Origin of the sequence: Streptomyces pyxinicus (assembly GCF_024753135.1) — a bacterium.
In the GTDB taxonomy this organism is placed as follows: domain Bacteria; phylum Actinomycetota; class Actinomycetes; order Streptomycetales; family Streptomycetaceae; genus Streptomyces; species Streptomyces pyxinicus.
This window is the reverse complement of record NZ_JANUGP010000004.1, coordinates 267,672-292,721: the sequence shown is the minus strand read 5'-3', so window position 1 is coordinate 292,721 and position 25,050 is coordinate 267,672. Positions and strand designations below refer to the sequence as shown.

Annotated in this window: 22 protein-coding genes; 14 read left to right on the top strand and 8 right to left on the bottom strand. The window is 73.4% G+C overall.

Going from position 1 to position 25,050, the window contains the following annotated elements; genetic code table 11:
* The first annotated feature begins 5 nt into the window (after positions 1 to 5).
* Complete coding sequence (locus tag NX794_RS08230) at positions 6 to 1,226, top strand: cytochrome P450 (RefSeq protein ID WP_258777583.1); 1,221 nt, start codon at positions 6 to 8, stop codon at positions 1,224 to 1,226.
* Between the two features lie 12 nt (positions 1,227 to 1,238).
* Here the strand turns inward: NX794_RS08230 and NX794_RS08225 are convergent, their stop codons facing one another.
* Complete coding sequence (locus NX794_RS08225) at positions 1,239 to 2,759, bottom strand: APC family permease (protein ID WP_258777582.1); 1,521 nt, start codon at positions 2,757 to 2,759, stop codon at positions 1,239 to 1,241.
* A 127-nt stretch (positions 2,760 to 2,886) separates the two neighbouring features.
* On the bottom strand, positions 2,887 to 3,696 hold the full coding sequence (locus NX794_RS08220; protein WP_258777640.1) for a diacylglycerol kinase: 810 nt from the start codon (positions 3,694 to 3,696) through the stop codon (positions 2,887 to 2,889).
* A 245-nt stretch (positions 3,697 to 3,941) separates the two neighbouring features.
* On the opposite strand from NX794_RS08220, the gene NX794_RS08215 reads away from it, so the two are divergent.
* Positions 3,942 to 5,225, top strand: a complete 1,284-nt coding sequence (locus NX794_RS08215) for an adenylosuccinate synthase (RefSeq protein ID WP_258777581.1) — start codon at positions 3,942 to 3,944, stop codon at positions 5,223 to 5,225.
* Positions 5,226 to 5,308: 83 nt separating this feature from the next.
* Positions 5,309 to 5,536, top strand: a complete 228-nt coding sequence (locus NX794_RS08210; protein WP_258777580.1) for a hypothetical protein — start codon at positions 5,309 to 5,311, stop codon at positions 5,534 to 5,536.
* A gap of 15 nt (positions 5,537 to 5,551) precedes the next feature.
* On the opposite strand, the gene NX794_RS08205 is transcribed toward NX794_RS08210, so the two are convergent.
* The 3 genes from NX794_RS08205 to NX794_RS08195 form a co-directional block, all read right to left on the bottom strand.
* On the bottom strand, positions 5,552 to 6,202 hold the full coding sequence (locus tag NX794_RS08205; protein WP_258777579.1) for a phospholipase D-like domain-containing protein: 651 nt from the start codon (positions 6,200 to 6,202) through the stop codon (positions 5,552 to 5,554).
* A 108-nt stretch (positions 6,203 to 6,310) separates the two neighbouring features.
* Positions 6,311 to 7,006: a GntR family transcriptional regulator gene (locus NX794_RS08200; RefSeq protein ID WP_258777578.1), complete on the bottom strand. Its 696-nt coding sequence runs from the start codon at positions 7,004 to 7,006 to the stop codon at positions 6,311 to 6,313.
* Between the two features lie 135 nt (positions 7,007 to 7,141).
* Complete coding sequence (locus NX794_RS08195; protein ID WP_258777577.1) at positions 7,142 to 8,497, bottom strand: aspartate aminotransferase family protein; 1,356 nt, start codon at positions 8,495 to 8,497, stop codon at positions 7,142 to 7,144.
* Positions 8,498 to 8,741: 244 nt separating this feature from the next.
* On the opposite strand from NX794_RS08195, the gene NX794_RS08190 reads away from it, so the two are divergent.
* Positions 8,742 to 10,769: a serine/threonine-protein kinase gene (locus tag NX794_RS08190; protein ID WP_258777576.1), complete on the top strand. Its 2,028-nt coding sequence runs from the start codon at positions 8,742 to 8,744 to the stop codon at positions 10,767 to 10,769.
* 6 nt (positions 10,770 to 10,775) lie between these two features.
* Here NX794_RS08190 and NX794_RS08185 read toward each other — a convergent pair whose 3' ends face one another.
* Complete coding sequence (locus NX794_RS08185; RefSeq protein WP_258777575.1) at positions 10,776 to 11,522, bottom strand: SLATT domain-containing protein; 747 nt, start codon at positions 11,520 to 11,522, stop codon at positions 10,776 to 10,778.
* Positions 11,523 to 11,780: 258 nt separating this feature from the next.
* Here NX794_RS08185 and NX794_RS08180 point away from each other — a divergent pair, with 258 nt between their 5' ends.
* From NX794_RS08180 to NX794_RS08150, 7 genes are all read left to right on the top strand, one after another.
* Entirely contained in the window at positions 11,781 to 12,125 is a 345-nt protein-coding gene (locus NX794_RS08180) for a YbaB/EbfC family nucleoid-associated protein (protein WP_258777574.1), read from the top strand.
* A gap of 110 nt (positions 12,126 to 12,235) precedes the next feature.
* The gene (recR, locus tag NX794_RS08175) at positions 12,236 to 12,835 is read left to right on the top strand and encodes a recombination mediator RecR (RefSeq protein WP_258777573.1); all 600 of its coding nucleotides are present in this window, start codon (positions 12,236 to 12,238) and stop codon (positions 12,833 to 12,835) included.
* On the top strand, positions 12,828 to 13,490 hold the full coding sequence (locus tag NX794_RS08170; RefSeq protein ID WP_258777572.1) for a DUF5063 domain-containing protein: 663 nt from the start codon (positions 12,828 to 12,830) through the stop codon (positions 13,488 to 13,490). The genes recR and NX794_RS08170 overlap by 8 nt, the downstream gene beginning before the upstream one ends.
* A 203-nt stretch (positions 13,491 to 13,693) precedes the next feature.
* A complete protein-coding gene (locus tag NX794_RS08165) occupies positions 13,694 to 14,965 on the top strand; it encodes an aspartate kinase (protein ID WP_258777571.1) in 1,272 nt (423 codons plus the stop codon).
* Positions 14,962 to 16,014, top strand: a complete 1,053-nt coding sequence (locus NX794_RS08160; protein WP_258777570.1) for an aspartate-semialdehyde dehydrogenase — start codon at positions 14,962 to 14,964, stop codon at positions 16,012 to 16,014. Before NX794_RS08165 ends, NX794_RS08160 begins: the two co-directional genes overlap by 4 nt.
* Positions 16,015 to 16,402: 388 nt before the next feature.
* Positions 16,403 to 17,080, top strand: a complete 678-nt coding sequence (locus tag NX794_RS08155; protein WP_258777569.1) for a SigE family RNA polymerase sigma factor — start codon at positions 16,403 to 16,405, stop codon at positions 17,078 to 17,080.
* A 137-nt stretch (positions 17,081 to 17,217) separates the two neighbouring features.
* The gene (locus NX794_RS08150; protein ID WP_258777568.1) at positions 17,218 to 18,375 is read left to right on the top strand and encodes a hypothetical protein; all 1,158 of its coding nucleotides are present in this window, start codon (positions 17,218 to 17,220) and stop codon (positions 18,373 to 18,375) included.
* A gap of 22 nt (positions 18,376 to 18,397) precedes the next feature.
* On the opposite strand, the gene NX794_RS08145 is transcribed toward NX794_RS08150, so the two are convergent.
* A complete protein-coding gene (locus NX794_RS08145) occupies positions 18,398 to 19,192 on the bottom strand; it encodes an SURF1 family protein (protein WP_258777567.1) in 795 nt (264 codons plus the stop codon).
* 156 nt (positions 19,193 to 19,348) lie between these two features.
* On the opposite strand from NX794_RS08145, the gene NX794_RS08140 reads away from it, so the two are divergent.
* A complete protein-coding gene (locus NX794_RS08140; protein WP_258777566.1) occupies positions 19,349 to 21,154 on the top strand; it encodes a S9 family peptidase in 1,806 nt (601 codons plus the stop codon).
* 42 nt (positions 21,155 to 21,196) lie between these two features.
* Here the strand turns inward: NX794_RS08140 and NX794_RS08135 are convergent, their stop codons facing one another.
* A complete protein-coding gene (locus tag NX794_RS08135) occupies positions 21,197 to 23,020 on the bottom strand; it encodes an NAD-binding protein (protein WP_258777565.1) in 1,824 nt (607 codons plus the stop codon).
* 179 nt (positions 23,021 to 23,199) lie between these two features.
* Between NX794_RS08135 and NX794_RS08130 the strand changes: the two genes are divergently transcribed.
* Together NX794_RS08130 and NX794_RS08125 are read left to right on the top strand one after the other, a co-directional pair.
* Positions 23,200 to 24,213, top strand: a complete 1,014-nt coding sequence (locus NX794_RS08130) for a permease (RefSeq protein ID WP_258777564.1) — start codon at positions 23,200 to 23,202, stop codon at positions 24,211 to 24,213.
* On the top strand, positions 24,210 to 24,959 hold the full coding sequence (locus tag NX794_RS08125; protein WP_258777563.1) for a TIGR03943 family putative permease subunit: 750 nt from the start codon (positions 24,210 to 24,212) through the stop codon (positions 24,957 to 24,959). Before NX794_RS08130 ends, NX794_RS08125 begins: the two co-directional genes overlap by 4 nt.
* The last annotated feature ends 91 nt before the right edge of the window (positions 24,960 to 25,050 follow it).

The window sequence follows — 25,050 nt, the reverse complement described above, 5'->3', positions numbered from 1 at the left end:
CGTCCATGGCAGACGCTGGTGACCTCGCTTTCGACCCCTGGGACCCCGCGTTCCTCGCGGACCCCTACCCCGCCTACGCCGAGTTGCGGGCGCGGGGGCGGGTGATCCGGTACGAGGCGACCGACCAGTGGCTGGTGCCGCGGCACGCGGACGTGTCGGCGCTGCTCAGGGACCGGCGGCTCGGGCGGTCGTACCAGCACCGGTTCTCGCACGAGGAGTTCGGGCGGAGCGCGCCACCGGCCGAGCACGAGCCGTTCCACACGCTCAACGACCACGGGATGCTCGACCTGGAGCCGCCGGACCACACGCGGATCCGGCGGCTGGTGTCGAAGGCGTTCACGCCGCGCACGGTGGAGCGGCTGAAGCCGTATGTGCGGGAGCTGGCGAGCGAACTGGTCGCCGGACTCGTGAGGCGGGGCGGCGGGGATCTGCTGCGGGAGGTGGCCGAGCCGCTGCCCGTGGCGGTGATCGCCGAGATGCTGGGGATTCCCGAGGCGGACCGGGGGCCGTTGCGGCCCTGGTCGGCGGATATCTGCGGGATGTACGAGCTGAACCCGTCCGAGGAGACGGCGGCGCGGGCGGTGCGGGCTTCGGTGGAGTTCTCGGAGTATCTGCGGGAGCTGATCGCCGAGCGCCGCGAGAAGCCGGGTGAGGACCTGATCTCCGGGCTCATCGCGGCGCACGACGAGGGGGAGCGGCTCACCGAGCAGGAGATGATCTCCACAGCCGTCCTGCTGCTCAACGCCGGTCACGAGGCGACGGTCAACGCCACGGTGAACGGCTGGTACGCGCTGTTCCGCGACCCCGGACAGCTCGCGGCCCTGCGCGCCGACCACGCGCTGATCCCGTCCGCGATCGAGGAGCTGATGCGCTACGACACCCCGCTCCAGCTCTTCGAGCGCTGGGTGCTGGAGGACATCGAGATCGACGGGACGACGATCCCCCGGGGCGCGGAGATCGCCCTGCTCTTCGGCGCGGCCAACCACGACCCGGAGGTCTTCGCCGACCCGGGCCGCCTGGACCTGGCCCGCGCCGACAACCCGCACATCTCCTTCAGCGCGGGCATCCACTACTGCATCGGCGCCCCGCTGGCCCGCATCGAGCTGGCGGCCTCGATGCGGGCCCTGCTGGTGCAGGCCCCCACGCTGACCCTGGCGGCGCGGCCGGAGCGCAAGCCGAACTTCGTGATCCGGGGCCTGGAGGAGCTGAGCGTGACGGTGGGGTGAGCCGGGGGAGCGTCAGCGTTCCTTCGTCTCCTCCAGCACCGTCCGGCCCAGCAGCGCGTACCGCTCGGGGGCCCGGCGCCTGAGGTACTGGGCGTAGCCGACGCCGGTCGCCGCGATCAGGGCCACCAGCCAGGGTGTGGCCCGCAGCACCAGGGAGCCGGACTCGGGCCCGGCCGCCGCACCCATGTGGGAGACCAGCAGCACGACCACGGCGAGCATCGCGACGCCGCCGAGCAGCGGGGCGGTGAAGGTGCGGAACCAGTGCCGGCTCTCGGGGTGGTGGGAGCGGAAGTACCAGAGCACGGCGAAGGAGCACACGGCCTGGACGACCAGGATCGCCATGGTGCCGAGGATGGCGAGCAGGACGTAGGTGCCGGTGTAGGGGTCCTTGCCGGCCGCCCAGAAGGCGCCGATCAGCACCGCGCTGACGGCCGTCTGCACCAGCCCCGCCACGTGCGGGGAGCCGTGCCGGGCGTGGGTGCGTCCGACGGTGCGCTTCAGCGACGGCAGTACGCCCTCGCGGCCCAGCGCGTACAGGTAGCGGGCGGCGCAGTTGTGGAAGGCCATGCCGCAGGCCAGCGAACCGGTGATCATCAGCCACTGCATGACGTCGACCGCCCAGTGGCCGACGTAGCGCTCGGTGGGGTTGAAGAACAGGGAGAGCGGGTTGGCGGAGGACGCCGCCCGCACCGCCTCGGCCTCGCCGTTGCCGGTGATCGCCATCCAGGAGACGAGGACGTAGAAGACGCCCACGCCGAGCACACTGACCATCGTCGCCCTCGGGATGATCCGCTTGGGATCGCGGGATTCCTCGCCGTACATCGCCGTCGACTCGAAGCCGACCCAGGACCAGAAGGCGAAGAAGAGCCCGAGCCCGGCGGAGGTGCCCTTGAAGGCGTTGACCGGGTCGACGGGCGCGAACGTGAAGCCGTGCGGGCCGCCGCCGTGCACGGCCACCGACACCGCCATGGCCGCCAGCACGGTGACCTCGGTGGCCAGCAGCACCACCAGCAGCTTCTCGGCGACGCTGACGCCGAACCAGGTGCCCAGGGCGTTCACCGCGAGCATCACCATCGCGAACGCCCACCATGGCACGTCGGTGCCGGTCTGGTCCTTCAGGGTGGTGGTGGCGAAGGTGGAGAAGATGCCGATCAGCGCCGGTTCGAAGACGACGTAGGCGAAGGTGGCGAGCAGTCCGGAGGCCAGTCCGACGGTGCGGCCGAGGCCGTAGGAGATGAAGCCGTAGAAGGCGCCGGTGGAGGTGATGTGCTTGGCCATCGAGGTGAAACCGACGGAAAAGATTGCCAGGACGACCATTGCGACGAGGTAGCTCGCCGGGGCGCCGACGCCGTTGCCGGACGACACCATGAAGGGCACATTGCCGGTCATCGCGGTGATCGGCGCGGCGGTGGCGACGGCCATGAAGACCACACCGAGCATCCCCACGGCGTTGGGCTTCAGCCGATGAACCGTTTCGCCGTCCGCTCGTGCCGCCCCGGCGGCATCCTCCGTGACACCCTCGTCCACTGCCATCGACCGGCCCCTTCCACGCGCCTCGCCCTTGCGTCCTGATGGAGCAGGATGGTGGACGAGGCACCGGCTCGGGAAGGGGTCGGCGCGGTTAAATATGTGTCACGAGACCTTTAGGGGGCGGCAGCCGTCAGTGAGCGGTGGGCAGCGTCAGCCCCCAGGCGCCCTCCCGCACCGTCCAGGTGCGGCGCCGTACCGGACCCGCGACCGCCGCGTCCGCCCGGTAGCGGAAGTCGGCGCCCGTGACCGTCACCGTGCGGCCCGCGGCCCGAACCGGGGTGGCCTCGGCGCCCAGCGACAGCGGCCGTACCTCCACCGAGGCCAGGCCGCCGGGGCCCGGGACCACCGAGACCGCCTCGACGGGCTGGTCCAGGTCCACGACCGTCTCGCCGTCCACCTCCACCCGCAGCCGCGCGGGCCCCGGCGCGGGGATGGCGGGCAGCCGGACCGGGCGGGAGACGGCCAGGGTGCGCACCAGGGAGCGGTACGTCGAACGCAGCCAGGGCCGCCCGGCCGCCACCGGCACCGCCGCCGCCTCCATCACCGCCCGCACCGGCGCCGGCGGGATGGCCAGCGCGCCAAGCACCACCCCGTCGCTGTCGTCGACCAGCAGGTCAAGGCGGTGCTCCGCGCCCTCCAGCACGGTCCGGGCCGCCGCCACCGGGCCGCCCGGCACCCCGAGGGACTCGGCCAGCGCGCTGTCGCCCACCGGGACCACGGACAGCGCGCACCCGGCCAGCTCGCGCCGGCGGTGCAGCAGGGTCACGGCCCGGACCAGGGCGCGGTCGTCGCCGACGACCACCGGGCGCCGGGCCCCCCGACGGCCCAGCGCGCGGGCGAATTCCTCCGGCCCCTCCGGAAGGCACACCTTGGTCGCCGCACCCGCGCTGAGCACGTCTTTCGCGATCCGTACGGCCTCCCCGTCCGCCTGTCGGGCCATCGGATCGATGATCACCAGCAGCTGATCGGACGTCGCGGAAGTCGCCACCTCGGTCCTGCCTCGCTTCCTCGGGTAGCATCTTTGTGCAAGAGCCCCTTGCGCTATTGCGCCAGGGGCTTCGTCTATTCCGGGGCATCCGGTCCGACGGTTGTGCGACCAACGGCGGTCGCGGTGGTACGCGGCGGTGAACCTTACGCCCGCGCCCCCGACCTTGGACATGCCCCGCCCGGAAGGGGTGTACGCGCGTGCCCGCACTTGTGCTGCTCGGTGCTCAGTGGGGTGACGAAGGCAAGGGGAAGGCCACCGACCTGCTCGGTGGCTCGGTGGACTATGTAGTGCGCTACCAGGGCGGCAACAACGCCGGCCACACGGTCGTCGTCGGCGACCAGAAGTACGCGCTCCACCTGCTCCCTTCCGGAATCCTCTCGCCCGGCTGTACGCCGGTCATCGGAAACGGTGTCGTCGTCGACCCGTCGGTCCTGCTCTCCGAGCTGAGCGGTCTGAACGAGCGCGGCGTCGACACGTCCAAGCTCCTCATCAGCGGAAACGCGCACATCATCACGCCGTACAACGTGACCGTCGACAAGGTGACGGAACGCTTCCTCGGCAAGCGCAAGATCGGTACCACCGGCCGGGGCATCGGCCCGACCTACGCCGACAAGATCAACCGCGTGGGCATCCGGGTCCAGGACCTGTACGACGAGTCGATCCTCCTGCAGAAGGTGGAGGCGGCGCTCGACGTCAAGAACCAGATCCTGACCAAGCTCTACAACCGCCGCGCCATCGCCGCCGAGCAGGTGGTCGAGGAACTGCTGGGCTACGCGGAGAAGCTGCGGCCCTACGTCGCCGACACGGTGCTGCTGCTCAACCAGGCCCTGGAGGACGACAAGGTCGTGCTCTTCGAGGGCGGCCAGGGCACGCTGCTGGACATCGACCACGGCACGTACCCCTTCGTCACCTCCTCGAACCCGACCGCGGGCGGCGCCTGCACCGGTGCAGGCGTGGGCCCGACGAAGATCAGCCGGGTCATCGGCATCCTCAAGGCCTACACGACCCGGGTCGGCGCGGGCCCGTTCCCGACCGAGCTGTTCGACGAGGACGGCGAGGCGCTGCGCCGCATCGGCGGCGAGCGGGGCGTCACCACCGGCCGGGACCGCCGCTGCGGCTGGTTCGACGCGGTCATCGCCCGCTACGCGACCCGTGTGAACGGCCTGACCGACTTCTTCCTCACCAAGCTGGACGTGCTGACCGGCTGGGAGGAGATCCCGGTCTGCGTGGCGTACGAGATCGACGGCAAGCGGGTCGAGGAGCTGCCGTACTCGCAGACCGACTTCCACCACGCGAAGCCGGTCTACGAGACGCTGCCGGGCTGGTCGGAGGACATCACCAAGGCCAAGTCCTTCTCCGACCTGCCGAAGAACGCGCAGAACTACGTCAAGGCCCTGGAGGAGATGTCCGGCGCCCCGATCTCCGCGATCGGCGTGGGCCCGGGCCGTGACGAGACGATCGAGATCAACTCGTTCCTGTAGTCCCGGTGCCGAAAGCGCCCGCCGGTCCGCCCTCCGGGGCGGTCCCGGCGGGCGCTTTCGCGTACGGCGGGGTGCAATGGACCATGAGCACCCACCGCAACCCCCTCTGCCGGGGCCCCTACGGCGAGGACGGCACCCGCTCCGACGGGCCCGATTGCTCCGACCCGGCCGTCTTCGAGGTCACCCGCCACCACCGGCCGGCCCTGCGGGTCTGCCCGGTCCACCTGGGCCCGTCCCTGCTGCTGGCGACGGCCGTCCTGTGGCCCCCGGAGATCAGACTCGTCGGCCGCGCCTCGGCGCCGAGTGCCTAGCGGGGCTCCCCGGGTTCAGCTGAACACGATCATCGAGCCCTGGGCCAGGGAGCGGGTCGCCGCCGCGTGCAGGCCGAGCCAGACGTGCCGTTCGCGGGCGAAGGGGCTGGGGTCGTAGGGGGCCGGTACGGCCGGCTCCTCCAGCTCGGTCGGCGCGGCCGGCGGGGCGGGGGCGGCCGGGGGGTTGGCCGGGTCGATGCCGATCGAGGGGGCCGCGTACTCCAGTTCCCGCAGCAGGGCCTGCGCGGAGCCCAACGGGCCGCCGCCCGCGAGCAGTTCGTCGTTGGAGAGCGGGTGCGGGAAGTCGACCGGGACGTAGGCGCCCGCGTGGTCGTAGTGCCAGACCAGGTGGGACTGCTGGGCCGTGGACTCGAACATCTCCAGCAACTGCTCGTAGTCGCCGCCGAGTTCGTCCACCGGTGTCACCGGCAGGCCGCAGACCTGGAGCAGGTACACCCGGCGCAGGAAGTGCAGGGCGTCGTAGTCGAAGCCGGCCACCGGGGCGACGTCTCCGGACAGGCCCGGCATGTACTGGTACACCGGCACCGGCGGGAGCCCGGCCTCGGCCAGCGCCTTGTTGTATTGCGCGAGTTCCTCGGCGAACGGGTTGTCCGGGGTGTGGCACAACACGTCGACGAGCGGTACCAGCCACAGGTCACAGGCCAAAAGAGGACTCCTCGCATCGGCAGCGCATGATCACGCACGCAGCAGGTGGTCAGGGCAGGGTAGTCGCTGCGGCCCGGGCGCGGCTGCCCCCCGGACCGTACCGGTCACTTACCCGGCCGCCAGCTCTTCCAGCAGCGTCAGCGCGTGCGCGTTGGCGGCGGCGACGACCGCGCGCGCGGCCTGGGCGTCGCGGCGGGCCAGCGCGTCCACCAGGTCCGGGTGCCCGGCCCACAGCCGGCCGCGCAGCTCGGGCAGGCGCAGCAGGTGCTGGACGGCGCAGACCCAGGACCGCACGCGCAGCCGGTCCAGGAAGTCGCCGAGATGGGGGTTGCCGAACAGGGCGCTCAGCTCGCGCCAGAAGCGCAGGTCGTAGCCGATCAGGACGGTGAGGTCGCCGGCCGCGGCGGCCCGGGCGGCCTCCTCGCCCCGGCGCCGCACGGTGGCCAGCGCCGCCGCCGTACGCGGGTCACCGGCCGGGGTGGCGAAGGCCGGGTGGCCCGCGGTGAGGGCCCGGAACATGCCCTCCGTGACCAGGCCCCGGGCCTCCAGCATGCTCCGGTAGTCGGCGAGGGAGTACTCGGGCACCCGGAACCCGCGGTGCTGGTCGGCCTCCAGGATGCCCTGCGCCGACAGGTCCACCAGCGCCTCGCGCACCGGGGTGGCCGAGACGCCGTACTGGTCGGCTATCTCCTTCACGGTGAACGCCCGGCCCGGCCGCAGCCGCCCGGCCAGCACCTCGTCCCGGAGCGCGTCCGCGATCTGCTGGCGCAGCGTGCTGCGGGTGACGGGGCCGGTGCCGGGCATGGCCGGATTCTCCTCACACGTGTGGGTGACGTACTCGCACGTATTCACCAACGTCTACGAGCACGTCACCTTACGCGTTCGGCCCCCGCCGGCGGCAGGTCCGTACCTGCCGCCGCCGGTACCGGTCCGGACCCGCTACACCGTGTACTCGTCGGCCACCGTGAGCGCGGCGTCAAGGGCGGCCAGGCCCTCCTTCAGCTCGGCCTCGGTCGCGTTGCACGGCGGCACGACATGCGTCCGGTTCATGTTCACGAAGGGCCACAGGCCGTGCTTCTTCGCGGCACCGGCGAAGGCGGCCATCGGCGCGTTCGCGTCGCCGGCCGCGTTGTACGGCACCAGCGGCTCCCGGGTCACCCGGTCCCTGACCAGCTCAAGCGCCCAGAACATGCCGACACCGCGCACCTCGCCGACGCTCGGGTGCCGGGCGGCCAGCTCCGCGAGGGCCGGGCCGACCACGCTCGCGCCGAGCCGCCTGGCGTTCTCCACGACGCCCTCCTCGGCCATCGCGTTGATCGTGGCGACGGCCGCGGCGCAGGCCAGCGGGTGCCCCGAGTAGGTCAGCCCGCCCGGGTAGGGCCGCTTGCCGAAGGTCTCCGCGATCTCTGGCGAGATGGCGACCCCGCCGAGCGGCACATAGCCCGAGTTGACCCCCTTGGCGAAGGTCATCAGGTCCGGGACGACGCCGAACAGGTCGGCCGCGAACCACTCGCCGGTACGGCCGAAACCGGCCATCACCTCGTCCAGGACGAAGACGATCCCGTACGTGTCGCAGAGCGCGCGCACGCCGGCCAGGTAGCCGGGCGGCGGGACCATGATCCCGGCCGTGCCGGGGATGGTCTCCAGGATGATCGCGGCGATCGTCGACGGGCCCTCGAAGGCGATCGTCGTCTCCAGGTGCTCCAGGGCCCGCGCGGTCTCCTGCTCCTCGGTCTCCGCGTAGAAGCGGGAGCGGTAGAGGAACGGCGCCCAGAAGTGGACGACCCCGGCGCTGCCGTTGTCGGAGGCCCAGCGGCGCGGGTCGCCGGTGAGGTTCACGGCCTGCTGGGTGCCGCCGTGGTACGAGCGGTACGCCGAGAGCACCTTCGGGCGGCCCGTGTGCAGCCGGGCCATGCGCACCGCGTGCTCGACGGCGTCCGCGCCGCCGTTGGTGAAGAAGATCTTGTCCAGGTCGCCGGGGGTCCGCTCGGCGATCAGCCGGGCCGCCTCCGAGCGGGCCTCCACGGCGAAGGCGGGCGCGAAGGTCGTCATCCGCGCGGCCTGCTCCTGGATCGCCGCGACGACCTTCGGGTGCTGGTAGCCGATGTTGGTGAACACGAGCCCGCTGGTGAAGTCCAGGTACCGCGTGCCGTCGTAGTCCCAGAAGTACGACCCCTCGGCGCCGGCGACGGCGAGCGGGTCGATGAGGTCCTGCGCGGACCAGGAGTGGAAGACGTGCGCGCGGTCCGCGGCCTTCACTGCGGCGCCGGCGTCGGGGTTGGGCTGAGGGGTCATGCCCGCGAGCGTAAATGTCCGCGATGCGGAAGGGGTATCGGCGTCCTGTTCCGTGGGCGGGGGCAATCCGCGACAGGTTGTCGACGGTGCGCGACGGCGGGGGCGGGCAGGGTACGGGGCTGCTGGGGCTTCCGGGCCGTTACGCAACCGTGGAGGCCTCGGCCCCGCGCCGGTCCGTACGGCCGCACTATCCTCGGTCCGTTGCGAGACCTGTGCGGAACCTCTGGGGAGAAGGCGGCGCGAGGTGGAGAGACTCGGGGCGGGGGATCCGTCGCGCATCGGGGCGTACCGGCTGCTCGGCCGGCTGGGCGCGGGCGGCATGGGGAACGTGTACCTGGCCCGGTCGGACCGGGGCCGTACCGTCGCCGTGAAGCTGGTCCGCGCGGAGCTGGCCGAGCGGGAGGAGTTCCGGGCCCGGTTCCGGCAGGAGGTGGGGGCCGCGCGCCGGGTCGGCGGGTACTGGACCGCGCCGGTGCTGGACGCGGACACCGAGGCGGCCGTGCCGTGGGTGGCCACCGGGTACGTGGCCGGGCCGAGCCTCCAGCAGGTCGTGGGGCACGACCACGGGGCGCTGCCCGAGCGGTCGGTACGGATCCTCGCGGCCGGGCTCGCGCACGCGCTCCAGGACATCCACGCGGCCGGGATCGTGCACCGGGACCTCAAGCCGTCCAACGTGCTGGTCACCATCGACGGGCCCCGGGTCATCGACTTCGGCATCGCGCGGGCGCTGGAGACGACCTCGGCGGGCGAGGAGGGGCTCACCCGGACCGGGTCGCTGGTCGGTTCGCCCGGGTTCATGGCGCCGGAACAGGTGCGCGGGGACCGGATCACACCGGCCTGCGACGTGTTCTGCCTGGGCTCGGTCCTGGCCTACGCGGCCACCGGGGCACTGCCGTTCGGCTCCGCCGACAGCGGGGTGCACGCCCTGATGTTCCGGATAGCCCAGGAGGAACCGGACCTCACGGGGGTGCCGGAGGGCATCGCCGAACTGGTCCGGCACTGCCTGCGCAAGGACCCCGGCGCCCGTCCGTCGCTGCCCGCGATCCTGGAGCGGACCGGGGCGCAGGACACCGTCTCCGGCGGCCGCTCCCTGGACCCGTGGCTCCCGAGCACCCTGGTGGCCCAGCTCGGCCGCCACGCGGTACGACTCCTGGACACGGAGGACCCGGAGGGGGCTGAGGCGGGGGCCGGGGTGGGGGTGGTGCCGGGCGCCGGCGCGGGCGGGGCCGGCGCCGGGTCCGGGCCCGGCGCCGGGTTCGGATTCGGTTTCCCACCCTCGCCGCCTGTGCGGGACGCGTCGCCGGGTGCGGGTGGCCCTGGCGGGGGGTTCTCGCAGTCGGCGGGTGCGAGTGCGAGTGCGGGTGCGGGTGCTGGCGCGAGCGGGGCGGGTGCCGGGTTCGGGTTGCCGTCCTCGCCGCCTGTGCGGGGTTCGTCGCCGGGTGCGGGTGGCCCTGGCGGGGGGTTCTCGCCGTCGGCGGGTGCGGGTGCTGCCGAGGGTGGGGGCGGCTCCGGTGCTTTCGCGGGGAAGGGTGACGGCGGTGCCGAGCACGGGGCGGTCTCGGACGACGGGGCCGGTCCTTCGCCCACCGTCGTCGGGCAGTGGGGCCCGCCTCCTGCCCCGGACGGGTACGGGTACCCCCGGCAGCGCTCCCAGCCGTGGGGCACGTACCCCTACGACGACGGCGGGCTCGGCACCGGGCAGGAGCCCGAGCGGCGCGACCGGCGCTCCACCGCGCTGCTCGTCGCGGCCGCCCTGGTCGTGGCGGTCGGCGCCGGGGGCACGGTGTACGCGCTGATGCGGAACGGGGCCGCCACGGACGGCAGCAGCGGCGGCGGTACGGCGAGTCCCGCGCCGGTCTCCTCCTCCGCGCCGGCGGAGGGCGGGGCCTCGGGGCCGCCGACGCGGGAGACTCCGTCCCCCTCAGGGTCCGTCCCGGACGCCTACCTGGGCACGTGGGAGACCACGATCGGCGGGGCCGGCACCCGCGAGCTGACCATCCGGCAGGGCGAGGTGGGCGACGCCGTACTGACGCTGGTCGCGGACGGCTCCACCGAGGGCGGCGGGTCGTACCACTGCGTCTTCGAGGCGACGCTCAGCGAACGGCCGGACGGGCAGGGGCCGTTGGAGATCGGTCCGTCCACCGTCACCAGCGGCCGCCCGGCGTCCTCCTGCGCACCGGGCGAGCCGACCGAGGTCACCCTCCTCCCGGACGGCACCCTCAAGCGCACCAAGCGGAACGGCGGCGAGAGCCTGACGTACACCAAGCGGTGAGCACGGCTAGCGTGGCTCCGGAGGGCGTTGGCGGGGCATGTTCGGGCGGTTGCCGTTGGGCGGGGGGAGGGGGAGGCGGCCGAGGTGAGTGCCGTGGTCCTGGCGGGGGACCGTGGCCGGGGCCGTCTGGAGGGCGAGGGGGGCCGGACCGGTGCGGAACTGCACCATCCAGTCGGTCGTCTCCGTGCGGACCAGCTCGGTGACGTCCTCCGAGAAGCGCCGCAGCACGCCCAGGCACCGCTCCGCCGCCTCGCTCGCCGTGCCCTCCGCCGGACCCAGCATCTCGCGCGCGCTCTCCGCCGCCCAGTCGAACTGGAGGGCCTCAAGGCGCCGCTGCACGGCCTGGGCCGTCGCCACGTCCCGCATCCAGCCGGACGTGACCCCGAAGAACCGGTCGACGCCGACGCAGGCGGCCCCCAGCAGCAGGGCGAGGCAGCCCCAGGGCGCCACGCCGGGCACCACGCCGGTCAGGTCCAGCAGCGGCAGCGCGGCACCGGCGACCGCGCCCGCCGCCGCGCCGGCCCGCAGCACCCGGGCCGTACGCCGCTTCCACACCCGGTCGCGCAGGTACCAGGCCGCCGTCCGCAGCGCCCCGTGCTCCACCCAGCGGTACAGCTCGTCGAGCCGCTCGGCGGGCTCGCCCCAGTCGCCGAGCGGGACGTACCGCCCGGTCAGGTCGCCCGGCCGGGGCCCGGCCGCACCCTCGCCCCCGTGCTGAGGGGGGTTCTCGGGCTGCATCTCCGGCTGACCCACCCGGCTCTCCCAACTGATCCACGACCGTCACACCGCGTGACATTCCCTGTCGACGCGCGGCCCCCCTTCCTACCGCCCAATGGGTGGCCCGGACGGAGCTTTACCGCCTTTTCCGCCCGGAAGGGCGCCTTGATCAGGTATAGGGCGCCGGACGTTCTCACTCGAAAGAGTGGCGGAGCGATGGGCGCGTGGACCACGTAGGCTCGTGCACAGCGAGAAAGACGCGCGAGAGACGCGAATGACGGCGAGGAGCTGATCGTGATCCCCGGTGGTGGCCAGCCCAACATGCAGCAGCTGCTCCAGCAGGCCCAGAAGATGCAGCAGGACCTTCAGCGGGCCCAGGAGGAGCTGGCGAACACGGAGGTCGACGGGCAGGCGGGCGGCGGCCTGGTGCGGGCCACCGTGACGGGCTCGGGCGAGCTGCGCGGGCTGAAGATCGACCCCAAGGCGGTGGACCCGGAGGACACCGAGACCCTCGCCGACCTGATCGTGGCGGCCGTCCAGGCGGCCAACGAGAACGCGCAGGCGCTCCAGCAGCAGAAGCTCGGCCCGCTGGCCCAGGGCCTCGGCGGCGGCAGCGGCATCCCGGGCCTGCCCTTCTGACGCCCGGCGCCGCGGTGTCCGCCTCCGGCCGCGACACCCCCGCCGCCTTCCGGACACAGGCGGCGGCCGACTAGCGTACGTACCGAAAGGTCTCCAGGAAGGGCAGTCCGTTGTACGAAGGCGTGGTCCAGGACCTCATCGACGAGTTGGGGCGGCTGCCCGGCGTCGGTCCCAAGAGCGCGCAGCGGATCGCCTTCCACATCCTGCAGGCCGAGCCGACCGACGTGAAGCGGCTCGCGCAGGCCCTCCTGGAGGTGAAGGCGAAGGTCCGCTTCTGCGCGGTCTGCGGCAACGTGGCGCAGGAGGAACTGTGCAACATCTGCCGTGACCCCCGGCGCGACCCCTCGGTCATCTGCGTGGTCGAGGAGCCGAAGGACGTGGTCGCCGTCGAGCGCACCCGGGAGTTCCGCGGGCGCTACCACGTGCTCGGCGGGGCGATCAGCCCGATCGAGGGCGTGGGTCCCGACGACCTGCGTATCCGAGAACTTCTCGCGCGGTTGGCCGACGGGACGGTCACGGAGCTGATCCTGGCCACGGACCCCAATCTGGAGGGCGAGGCCACGGCGACGTACCTCGCCCGCATGATCAAGCCCATGGGCCTGAAGGTCACCCGCCTGGCCAGCGGCCTCCCGGTGGGTGGCGACCTGGAATACGCGGACGAGGTCACCCTCGGCCGCGCCTTCGAGGGGAGACGACTCCTAGATGTCTGACGCCACGCTGCACGACACGACGCAGGACCCGGACGACTTCGTGGTCCAGATCGCGGACCAGGTCGAGAGCTTCCTGGTGGCCGTCACGGAGGTGGCGAGGGGCGACGAGCCGGAGTCGGCGGTGCCCTTCCTGCTCCTGGAGGTCTCCCAGCTGCTGCTGGCCGGCGGCCGGCTGGGCGCCCACGAGGACATCGTCCCCGATGAGCGCTACGAGCCCGATCCGGGCCCCGAGCCGGACGTGGACGCGCTGCGCGAGTCCTTCGCCCGGCTGCTGGACCCGATCGACGTGTACTCCGAGGTCTTCGACCCGTACGAGCCCCGCACCGCCCCGGTGCCGGCCCGGATCTCGGACGACCTCACCGACATCATCACCGACCTGCGGCACGGCATGGCCCACTACCGCGCGGGCCGCACCAGCGAGGCGCTGTGGTGGTGGCAGTTCTCGTACTTCTCCAACTGGGGTCCGACCGCCTCGGCGGTGCTGCGCGCCCTCCAGTCGGTGCTGATCCACGTCCGCCTCAACCAGCCCCTCCAGGAGCTGGACGGCCTCGACACCGACCAGGCCGACATAGGCGACGAGACCCTGGAGTTCGAGGCCGGCCGGGTGATGGCCCAGGAGATCGGCGGTCCGCTGGGGATCCGGCAGGGCAAGTAGCGCGCTCGCCCGGCCCGCGACTGTGAGCCGGGGCACTTTCCGCGTGTCCGGCCCGGAGCTGGGCAGATGCCGGTTGCGAGCGGTCGAGGTCACCACGGTGTTCCCGCAGGTCTCACGTATGTCTCACCATGCGGGAGCCGGGTGGTGGTTTTCGGACGCTGGATAAACTGAGCCGACACAAACGAACCGAGCGAGGAGCGCACGTGGGCCTTGTCGTGCAGAAGTACGGAGGCTCCTCCGTAGCCGATGCCGAGGGCATCAAGCGCGTCGCCAAGCGGATCGTGGAAGCGAAGAAGAACGGCAACCAGGTTGTCGTCGTCGTTTCCGCGATGGGCGACACGACGGACGAGCTGATCGATCTCGCCGAGCAGGTGTCTCCGATGCCTGCCGGCCGGGAGTTCGACATGCTGCTGACCGCCGGAGAGCGTATCTCCATGGCCCTGCTGGCGATGGCGATCAAGAACCTGGGCCACGAGGCGCAGTCGTTCACCGGCAGCCAGGCAGGCGTCATCACCGACTCGGTCCACAACAAAGCCCGGATCATCGACGTCACGCCGGGCCGTATCCGCACCGCGCTGGACGAGGGCAACATCGCCATCGTCGCCGGTTTCCAGGGCGTCAGCCAGGACAAGAAGGACATCACCACGCTGGGCCGCGGCGGGTCCGACACCACGGCCGTGGCGCTGGCCGCCGCGCTGGACGCCGAGGTCTGCGAGATCTACACCGACGTGGACGGCGTGTTCACCGCCGACCCGCGCGTGGTGAAGAAGGCGAAGAAGATCGACTGGATCTCCTTCGAGGACATGCTGGAGCTGGCGGCCTCCGGATCCAAGGTGCTCCTGCACCGCTGTGTGGAGTACGCCCGCCGCTACAACATCCCGATCCACGTGCGGTCCAGCTTCAGCGGACTGCAGGGCACGTGGGTCAGCAGTGAGCCGATTGGGGACCAGAAGGTGGAGCAGGCCATCATCTCCGGTGTCGCGCACGACACCTCCGAGGCCAAGATCACCGTCGTCGGTGTGCCGGACAAGCCGGGCGAGGCCGCCGCGATCTTCCGGACCATCGCGGATGCCGCGATCAACATCGACATGGTCGTGCAGAACGTGTCGGCCGCGTCCACCGGCCTGACCGACATCTCCTTCACGCTGCCCAAGACCGAGGGCCGCAAGGCCATCGACGCGCTGGAGAAGAACCGTCCCGGCATCGGCTTCGACTCGCTGCGCTACGACGACCAGATCGGCAAGATCTCCCTGGTCGGCGCGGGTATGAAGACCAACCCGGGCGTCACCGCCGACTTCTTCACGGCGCTGAGCGACGCGGGCGTGAACATCGAGCTGATCTCGACCTCCGAGATCCGTATCTCGGTCGTCACCCGCAAGGACGACGTAGCGGAGGCCGTGCGCGCGGTGCACACCGCCTTCGGACTGGACTCCGACTCCGACGAGGCCGTGGTCTACGGAGGCACCGGCCGATGACCGCGAAGCCGACGCTCGCGGTCGTGGGAGCGACCGGAGCCGTCGGCGCGGTCCTGCTCCAGATCCTGTCCCAGCGCGCGGACATCTGGGGCGAGATCCGACTGATCGCCTCCCCGCGCTCGGCCGGCCGCAAGCTGGCCGTGCGCGGGGCGGAGGTCGAGGTGACGGCGCTGTCCGAGGACGCCTTCGCGGGTGTGGACGTCGCCCTGTTCGAGGTGCCCGACGAGGTCGCCGCCGCGTGGGCGCCGGTCGCCGTCGCGCGCGGCGCGGTCGTCGTGGACAACTCCGCCGCCTTCCGGCTGGACCCCGACGTGCCGCTGGTGGTGCCCGAGGTCAACGCGCACACGGTGCGCACCCGCCCGCGCGGGATCGTCGCCAACCCCCACTGCACGACGCTGACGATGATCGTCGCCCTGGGCGCGCTGCACGCCGAGTTCGGCCTGCGCGAGCTGGTGGTGTCGTCGTACCAGGCGGTGAGCGGGGCCGGGCGGGCCGGGGTGGCGGCGCTGCGGGCCCAGCTGTCGCTGGTGGCCGGCACCGAGCTGGGCACCGGCCCGGGTGACGTGCGGCGGGCCGTCGGGGACGACACCGGGCCGTTCCCGGAGCCGGTGGCGCTGAACGTCGTACCGTGGGCCGGGTCGCTGCGGGAGGACGGGTGGTCCTCGGAGGAGATGACGGTACGGGACGAGACCCGCAAGATCCTCGGACTGCCCCGGCTGCCGGTCGCCGTGACCTGTGTCCGGGTACCGGTGGTCACCACCCACTCGCTCACCGTCCACGCCCGCTTCCAGGGCGAGGTGAGCGTCGACGGCGCCCGGGAGATCCTCGCCACCGCGCCCGGGGTGGTGCTGTGCGACGACCCCGCCGCCGGCGAGTTCCCCACCCCCGCCGACGTGGTGGGCACCGATCCGACCTGGGTGGGGCGGGTACGGCGGGCGCTGGACGACCCGGCCGCGCTCGAACTCTTCGTCTGCGGCGACAACCTGCGCAAAGGAGCCGCGCTGAACACGGCGCAGATCGCGGAGCTGATCGCCGCGGAACCGGCCTGAGCCGAGCCGCGGAACCGGCCTGAGCCGAGCCGCGCGCCGGAAAGAAGTCGGCGTACGGCCGATCCATTCGTAGGATCTACGTAAGAAATGTGGCCAGAAGCATGGTCCACACCACTTGAACCGGACCATGCGGCCAACAGAGGATTTTCCTCCCCGCCCCGCGCAACCACGCGCCGGGCGGGGAGCGTCTTTGCGGTCACCCTTCGCGGGGACCCGAGGACGTGATGATCCTGGCGTGGGGACGCCGTGATCGGGGCGTGGGGACGCCCGTTCAAATGGGACACAGCGGAAGAGCGGGACGCATGACGGCACTTGAGGCACCGCCGGTTGTCGCACATGTGACGCCCGGCACGTACAACCCTGGCGGGGGGAAGCGTGTCCAACTGGCGTGGCAGAGGTACTCGAACTCCCAGCGGCCCGTGGCGCGGCCCTCCGGCCGCCCCGTCCGGCGCTCCGGCCCCGCACGGCCGGCGGCATGCCGGTGATCGCGCCCATGCCCGCAGCGCGACCGCGCATCCCCAGTCAGCGTGACGGCGCCGAGGACGCGGGTGCCACGGAGGCCGGCGAGGCCGCCGGCACCACCGTCGACCACCTCACCGAGACCTACCGGGCGCACTACCGCTCGCTGCTCGGCCTGGCCGCGCTGCTCCTCGACGACACCGCCTCCTGCGAGGACGTCGTCCAGGAGGCGTTCATCCGCGTCCACTCGGCCCGCAGGCGCGTCCGCGACCCCGAGAAGACCCTCGCGTACCTCCGCCAGACGGTCGTCAACCTCTCCCGCTCCACGCTGCGCCGCCGCATCCTGGGCCTGAAGCTGCTCTCCAAGCCGATGCCGGACATGGCGAGCGCGGAGGAGGGGGCCTACGACCAGCTGGAGCGGCGGGACCTCATCAAGGCGATGAAGGGCCTGCAGCGCCGCCAGCGCGAGGTCCTGGTGCTGCGCTACTTCGCCGACATGACCGAGGCCCAGGTCGCCGAGTCCCTCGGCATCTCGCTGGGCTCGGTGAAGGCGTACGGCTCGCGCGGCATCGCGGCGCTGCGGGTCGCCATGGAGGCCCTGGCATGAGCGGCGGCCACGCCGAGGGCGGCGATCTCGGTGACCCCCGGACGCCCCGGAGCGGGGCCCCCGAGCGCGGTGCCGGCGGGGAGCCCGCACGGCAGCGCCGGCACGACCACCCGTCATCGCACGCTGGGAACGGAACTGTGAACCACCGCCCCGACGCCAAGGGTCCCGAGCCCACCGGCCCGGACCGGGAGGGGTTCGGCCCTGACCGGGAGGGGTTCGGCGCGGACCGGGAGGGGTTCGGCGTGGATTCGGGCGCGTTCTGCGCGGACTCGGACGGGTCCGGCGCGGACGAGCCGGCCCTGCGGCGCCTGCTGCACACCGCGGTCGAGGACGTCACGCCGCGCACCGGCACCCTGGACCACCTGCGCCGCGCCGTCCCCGCGCGACGGGCCCGCAAGCGGCAGGCGGTGGTCGGCATGGCGGCCGCGGCCCTGTTCATCGGCACCGCGATCCCCGCCCTCGTGCACGTCTCCGGCGCCGGCGGCTCCGACCCGAACACGGCCATGGCCGGCCAGTCCTCGCAGGCGCGCGGCGGCACCGGTCAGGACGCGGACAAGGGCGGCACGGCCGGCGGCGGGCAGGGCGGCGGCAGCACCGACGTCAAGCCCGGCAAGGAGAGCGGCAAGCCCGGCGAGAAGAGCAAGGGCGCGGACGGCCGGAGCGGTGCCGTCGGCGGCGTCGGCCCCTCCGCGTCCGTCGCCTCCGGTGTCGCGTCGTGTACGGCCGAGCAACTGGGCTCCGCCACCGGGGCGGCCGACGCGCCGGACACGGCGGGAGTCGTCTACGGCACCTTCCGCGTCACCAACGTCTCCGCCGCCGCCTGTACCGTCGGCGGGCCCGGCAGCATCGGCGCGACCGCGCAGGGCGCCGCCGACCCGGCCAAGATCACGCAGGCCCGGCATGTGGCCGGGGACGCGGCGACGAGTCTGCCCGACCCCTCTCTAGAGGTGACGACGCTCGTCCTGCAGCCGGGCGCGGCCTACGAGGAGAAGTTCGCCTTCGTCCCGTCCGAGACCTGCCCCACGACCGGCGGCGGCGACAACGGCGGCGGCGACAGCGGCGGACCGAGCCCGGACCCGACGCCCACCGGTGACGCGGGTGCCGCCGGCGGTTCGGCGGGGGCGGCCGGTGACACCGCGGGCGAGGCACCGCAGCTCCGCACGGAGGGCAGCCCGGCCGACGGCAGCGTCCTGGTCTCCCACACGGCCCAGGCGGGCGGCCCGACGGCCACCGCGGTCGTGCCGGGCGCTTGCGCGGGGACGGTTTACTACACCGGGGTGCTGGCGGGGGCGTGACCCCCTCTTTCCTGAGGTTTCCTCAGGCGCTCGGTACCGGTTGGTGGTGGTCGGTGTCCTCGGGCAGCAGGCCCAGGGCCGCGTCTCGTCGGGCCTCGGTCTCGCGGCGCAGGAGGCGGAACCACATGAAGACCACGAAGCCGGCGAAGACGAACCATTCGCCGGTGTAGCCGAGGTTCTGGAAGGCCTTCAGGTCCAGGCCGGTGCCCTCGGGCGCGCTCGCCGGCACCGCCTTCATCCCGGAGTCGCCCTTGTCCAGGGTGACCCACGCGTCGTACAGCCGGTACGGCACCAGGTTCACCAGGGACGCCGAGCTGATCGCCGCCGTCTGCCCGGCCGGCAGCCCGCTCTGCGCGCCGGCCCCGTTCTGGCCCGGCGACTCGGACGCCTGCAGGGCGCCGGTGACGGTCACCTGGCCGGTGGGCGGCGCGGGCGCCTTCGCCGGGTCAGCGGTGCCCGGCAGCCAGCCCCGCACCACGGGCAGCGCGCGCCCGGATTCGGTGCGCAGCAGCGTGAGCACGTAGAAGCCCTGCCTGCCGTCCAGCTCCCGGTCCGGCACCAGCAACTGCTTGCCGTAGTGGCCGCTCGCGGTGACGCGCCGCCCCGAGGTGCTCTTGTCCACGGGCAGCATGCCGGCCAGTGGCCGCGCCGCCTCGTGCCCGTCGGAGGCGGCCTGCTCGGTCGCGGCGCGGTGGTCCTGCACCCGCCCCTCGAACCGGCTCAGCTGCCAGGACCCCATGAAGACGCAGAACGGGATGGCGAGCAGCACGAAGACGTTGATGCCCCACCAGCGGGGTGTCAGCAGAAACCGGTACACGCCCCCACGGTACGGCGCCGCCCCGAGCCTCCCTCCCGCGGGTCGGCACCTTCGCGGCGGTCCCCTCCGCCAAGATCGGAAAGTTATCCACAGGCCGCGCACACCTGACACCCAATTGTCGCCGCGGCCAGGCAGTATGGGCGCATGACTGGGGCCATGAGTGAGAGCAGGACGCCGGACACCGAGGGTATGCCGGACTGGGAGAAGCGTTTTCGGGCGCCGCGTGTGTCGCTGCCCGACTGGGCGTGGGACGCGCCGGACCGCGCCCTCTTCGTGTCCAACGCGACGGGCACGTACGAGCTGTATGCCTGGGACCGCGCCACGGGCGAGCAGCGGCAGGCGACCGACCGGCCGAACGGCACGACGGACGGTGTGCTCTCCCCGGACGGCGCCCACATCTGGTGGTTCGACGACAAGGACGGCGACGAGTTCGGCGTCTGGCGCCGACAGGCCTTCACCGGCGGCCCGCACGAGGCGGCCGTGCCCGGCCTCAAGCCCTCCTATCCGGCCGGCCTCGCCCTGTCCCGGGACGGCCGCGTGGCGGTCGTGGGCCGGTCCACGGACGAGGAGGGCACGACCATCCACCTGGCGCGGGCCGGCGCGGACCCGGTGGAGATCTACCGGCACCGCGAGTCGGCGGGCGTCGGCGACCTCTCGCACGACGGCTCGCTGATCGCCGTGGAGCACACCGAGCACGGTGACGCCATGCACGCGGCGCTGCGCGTGCTGCGCCCGGACGGCTCGCCGGTCGCCGAGCTGGACGACACCGAGGGCGGCACCCGGGAGCTGGGCCTTGAGGTGCTGGGCTTCGCCCCGGTCGACGGCGACACCCGGCTGCTCATCGGCCATCAGCGCCGGGGCCGCTGGGAGCCCCTGGTGTGGGACGTGGCGACGGGCGAGCAGACCGACCTCGCCCTCGACCTGCCCGGCGACGTCAGCGCCGAGTGGTATCCGGACGGCTCGGCCCTGCTCGTCGTGCACGGCTTCGAGGCCCGCAGCGAATTGTTCCGCTACGACCTGGCGGCGGGCGGCCTGACCCGCATCCCCACCCCGCCGGGCACCGTCTCCGGGGCGACGGCCCGGCCCGACGGCAGCGTGGAGTACCTGTGGTCGTCGGCCGCCGAGCCGCCGGCGGTGCGCTCGACGTCCGGCGGGGTCGTCCTGGACCCGCCCGGCATGGCCTGCCCGCCGTCGGTGCCGGTGCAGGACGTGTGGGTGGAGGGTCCCGGCGGCCGGATCCACGCCCTGGTCCAGAAGCCGGCCGGCGCCACCGGCCCGCTGCCCACCGTCTTCGACCTGCACGGCGGCCCGACCTGGCACGACAGCGACTCCTTCGCCGCCGGCCCGGCCGCCTGGGTCGACCACGGCTACGCGGTGGTCCGGGTCAACTACCGCGGCTCCACCGGCTACGGCCGCGCCTGGACCGACGCCCTCAAGCACCGGGTCGGCCTGATCGAGCTGGAGGACGTGGCCGCGGTGCGCGCGTGGGCGGTCTCCTCCGGGCTCGCCGACCCCGGCCGGCTGGTCCTCACCGGCGCCTCCTGGGGCGGCTATCTGACCCTGCTGGGCCTCGGCGTCGAGCCGGAGGCCTGGGCGGTGGGCATCGCGGTGGTGCCGGTCGCGGACTACGTGACGGCGTACCACGACGAGATGGAGGCCCTGAAGGCCATGGACCGCACCCTGCTGGGCGGCACCCCGGAGGAGGTCCCCGAGCGCTTCGAGGCCTCGTCCCCGCTGACCTACGTGGACCGGGTCGAGGCCCCCGTCCACATCTCGGCCGGCGTCAACGACCCGCGCTGCCCGATCCGCCAGATCGACAACTACGTCACCCGCCTGGAGACCCGCGGCGCCGCGCACGAGGTGTACCGGTACGACGCGGGCCACGGCTCCCTGGTGGTGGACGAGCGGATCAAGCAGGTCGGCCTGGAGCTGGACTTCGCCGAGCGGCACCTGCCCGGCTAGCCGGATCGGCGCGGCCCGCCCGGCCCGTCCGGCCGGCCCGGCTCAGCGCAGCTCGGCGAGGCCCCGGCGGGTGGCGGCGACGACGACACGGTCCCCCTTCTCCAGCACATGGCCGGGGGCCGTGTCGGTCCGGCCCGACAGGGCGAGCACCCGCCAATACCCGGCCCGGAAGGCCTCGCGCACGGTGCGGCCCTCCAGCTGGGGGTGCCCGTCCACGTCCACGGCGGCGAACAGCAGCACCGTCCGCTCCACGGAGATCGCCCCCATCACCTGCCGGCCGATCATCGCCCCGGCGAACGCGGGCGCGGCCAGATGGGTCACGCTGCGGCTGCGGGTCAGGGCATGGGGGTGGGCGGCGCGCAGGGTGCGGTAGACGGCGGTGGCGAAGTCGTCGTCGTACAGCCGCAGCACCACCCGCAGGTCGGGGCGGACGGTGCGGGCGTAGAGGACGGCCTCCAGGTTGGTGGTGTCGGCGCTGGTCACCGCGAGCAGCGCGTGCGCCCGGTGGATCTTCGCGGACTCCAGCACGCCCTCCTGGGTGACGTCCCCGAGGACCACCGGCACCCGCAGCCGGCGCGCGGTCGCCAGGCCCCGCGCCTCCGGGTCGGACTCGACGCACACCACGGGCACGCCGAGTTCGCGCAGCCGGGTCAGCACCCGGGTGCCGATCTTGCCGAGCCCGAGCAGCACCACGTGCCCGCCGAGCCCGCGGGGCGGCTTGCGCAGGCCGGAGGCGGTCCGGAAGGTGCCCAGCGCCTCCAGGACGGCGGCCAGCAGCACCGGCAGCAGCAGCAACCCGACCAGCCCGGACAGGAGTTGCAGGATCTGCCGGCCGAGCGGCGCCCCGATGGCCGGGTCGTCGATGGCGAACATGTCCAGCAGGGTCAGGTAGAAGGCGTTCAGCGGGTGCACGTCGTCGGTGACCAGCCACAGGGACACCGCGAGCGCCACCACGCAGCCGACGAGCCCGGCCAGCGACCAGCGCAGCCGGCGGGAGAACAGCGAGGCGAGCGGCGGCACCGCCGACATCCCGCGGGCCGGCGCGGCCGACTCGGGGCCGCTGGTCGACGTCACCTGCTCCAGCACCAGGACCGGCCGCCCGGCGGCCCCCCGCACCTCCGCGTCGTCCGGGAGCAGCCGGGGCTCCTGGTCGCCGGTGCCGCCGGACCCGGCACCCGGCTCGGAGCCCGCGGCGGAGAGCAGCGCGAGGGCGCACAGTCCGGTGCCCGCGACGGTGCCGTCCGGGCCCGGCTGCCGTTCCACCGCCCGCAGCAGCAGCCCCTCGGCCTGGACGACCTTGCCCCTCCCCGCGACGGCGGTGGCGGCCAGCGCGGGCGCGGCGGTGTCGGCGTCGGACAGCACGGTCGTGGAGGCGTCCGCGCCATCCCCGTCCCGATCGGACAACCGGGTCACCTGGTCGAGGAGTTCCTCGATGTGCTGGCCCAACCGCCGGTTGTAGAGCCGCAGGACGAGGCGCAGGCGCGGGTTGAGCCGGCGGGCGATCAGCGCGGCACGGATGTTGGTCTCGTCGTCGTCGAAGACGAGGGCGAGGGCCGCGGCCCGCTCCACACCGGCCTCGGCGAGCACGGCCTCGGAGAGTTCCGGCGCCTCCAGCACCCGTGCCTCGTCCGGGAGTTGACCCGGGGTGCCGTTCGGCGCGGGCGGCTGCCCGGTGCGGCCGACCGAGCCGACCGCCGCGTTGACCACCCGGTCGAGCAGCGCCGACGCGGTCCGCGCCCGCCCCACCACCGGTGGCCGGGCCGTGCGTTCGCTGGGCGGCACCACCAGGGTGACCCGCTCGCCGTACACCCCGCGCAGCTCGGCGGCCAGCCGGTGCGCGAGGCCGTCGTCACCGCACACCACCATGTGTGCCGGCCGGGCCCCTGAACTCGCCTGATTCGGAACGCTCGCCACGAGGGAGAAGACTGCCCCAAGAAGAAGGGCGGTTCCAGCGGCCGGGTGAACACGCGGGGCCCGCCGTGAACACGCGGGGCCCGCCGCCCGTATCCAGGGGGAGGCCGAGACCAGCCGGAGGGACGCGACCCGTGGCCATCACCGAAGACGCCCCGCCCGCCGCCTCCGAGGAGTGCCCCGTCCAGGAGAAGGCGGACCGGCGCCTCAGCTCCCCCCTGCTGCTGACCCTGCTGCTGGTCCTCGCCGTGCTCGCCCAGTCCCCGATCCGGGGCCTGCTCGGCACCCCGCTGATGCAGAGCTGGACGACGGTGTTCGTGGCGGTGACCGTGCAGGCGCTGCCCTTCCTGGTGCTGGGCGTGCTGCTGTCGGCGGCGCTCGCGGTGTTCGTGCCGCCGTCCTTCTTCGCCCGCGCCCTGCCGAGCCGTCCCGCCCTCGCCGTGCCGGTCGCGGGGATCGCCGGCGCGGTGCTGCCGGGCTGCGAGTGCGCGTCCGTGCCGGTGGCCGGCGCCCTGGTCCGCCGGGGCGTGACCCCCGCCGCCGCGCTGGCCTTCCTGCTCTCCGCGCCCGCGATCAACCCGATCGTGCTGACCGCCACCGCCGTCGCCTTCCCCCGCGACCCCGAGATGGTCCTGGCCCGGTTCCTGGCGAGTCTGCTGGTGGCCTGCGCGATGGGCTGGCTGTGGCAGCGCCTGGGCCGCACCGACTGGCTGCGCCCACCGGCCCACGGCGCGCACGAGGGCGCCACCAAGGGGGAGACGTTCTGGAACGCGGTGCGCCACGACACCGTGCACGCCGGCGGCTTCCTGGTGCTCGGCGCGATGGCCGCGGCCACCCTGAAGGCGGCGGTCCCGGCCGGCTGGCTGCGGGCGGCGGCCGGCGACCCGGCCGTCTCCGTCCTCGCACTGGCCGTCCTGGCCGTGCTGCTGTCGATCTGCTCGGAGGCGGACGCGTTCGTCGCCGCCTCCCTCACCCAGTTCTCCCCGACGGCCAGGCTGGTGTTCCTGGTGGTCGGCCCGATGATCGACCTGAAGCTGTTCGCGATGCAGGCCGGCACCTTCGGCCGCGGCTTCGCCCTCCGGTTCGCGCCGGCCACCTTCGCGCTGGCCGTCGCGGGCGCCGTACTGACCGGGGCGGTACTGCTGTGAACCGCCCCGCCCAGGCGGCCGTCCTGTTCCTGCTCGGTGCCGCCCTGCTGCACACCGGCACCACCGGCCTGTACCTGCGCTACGTCAAGGCCGGCCTGCGCCCCCTGCTGCTGGCCGCCGGCGCCGTCCTGATCGCGGCGGCGCTGGCGACGGCCTGGTACGAACGCCGGCGCGCCCGGAGCCGGGAGGGGCCCGCGCATCCCTCCCGGCGCGCCCGGCGTCAGGAGAGCCACCCGCACCCCGAACCCCGGGTCGCCTGGCTGCTGTCGCTCCCCCTCCTCGCCCTCATCCTGGTCGCCCCGCCCGCCCTCGGCTCCTACAGCGCCCTGCGCTCCGGCACGGCCCTGCGGAAGCCGTACGGCTACGGCGCCCTGCCGGCCGGCGACCCGGTGCCGCTCTCCGTGGTCGACTACGCCTCCCGCGCCGCCTACGGCCACGGCCGCTCCCTGCACGGCCGCGCGGTCCGCGTCACCGGCTTCCTCGCCCTGGACCGCTCGGGCCGGCCCTACCTGGTCCGGATGGCCCTCAACTGCTGTGCCGCGGACGCCCAGCCGGTCAAGATCGCCCTGACCGGCGCCCTGCCCCCGGTGCTCCGGCCGGACGCCTGGCTGGAGGTCACCGGCACCTACACGCCCCGGCTCGCCCACGACCCCGTCAACCACGGCCCCGTCCCCTACCTCCGGGTCACCGCGACCCGCCCGGTGCCGGTGCCGCACGACCCGTACGACGAGACCTGGAACACCTGAGCATCCGGGTCCGGACCCGGCAGTCCGACGGCCCCGGGACTGCCGTACCCGGTACAAGACGCCCGGTCGGCCCAGCGGCACAATCGCGCGC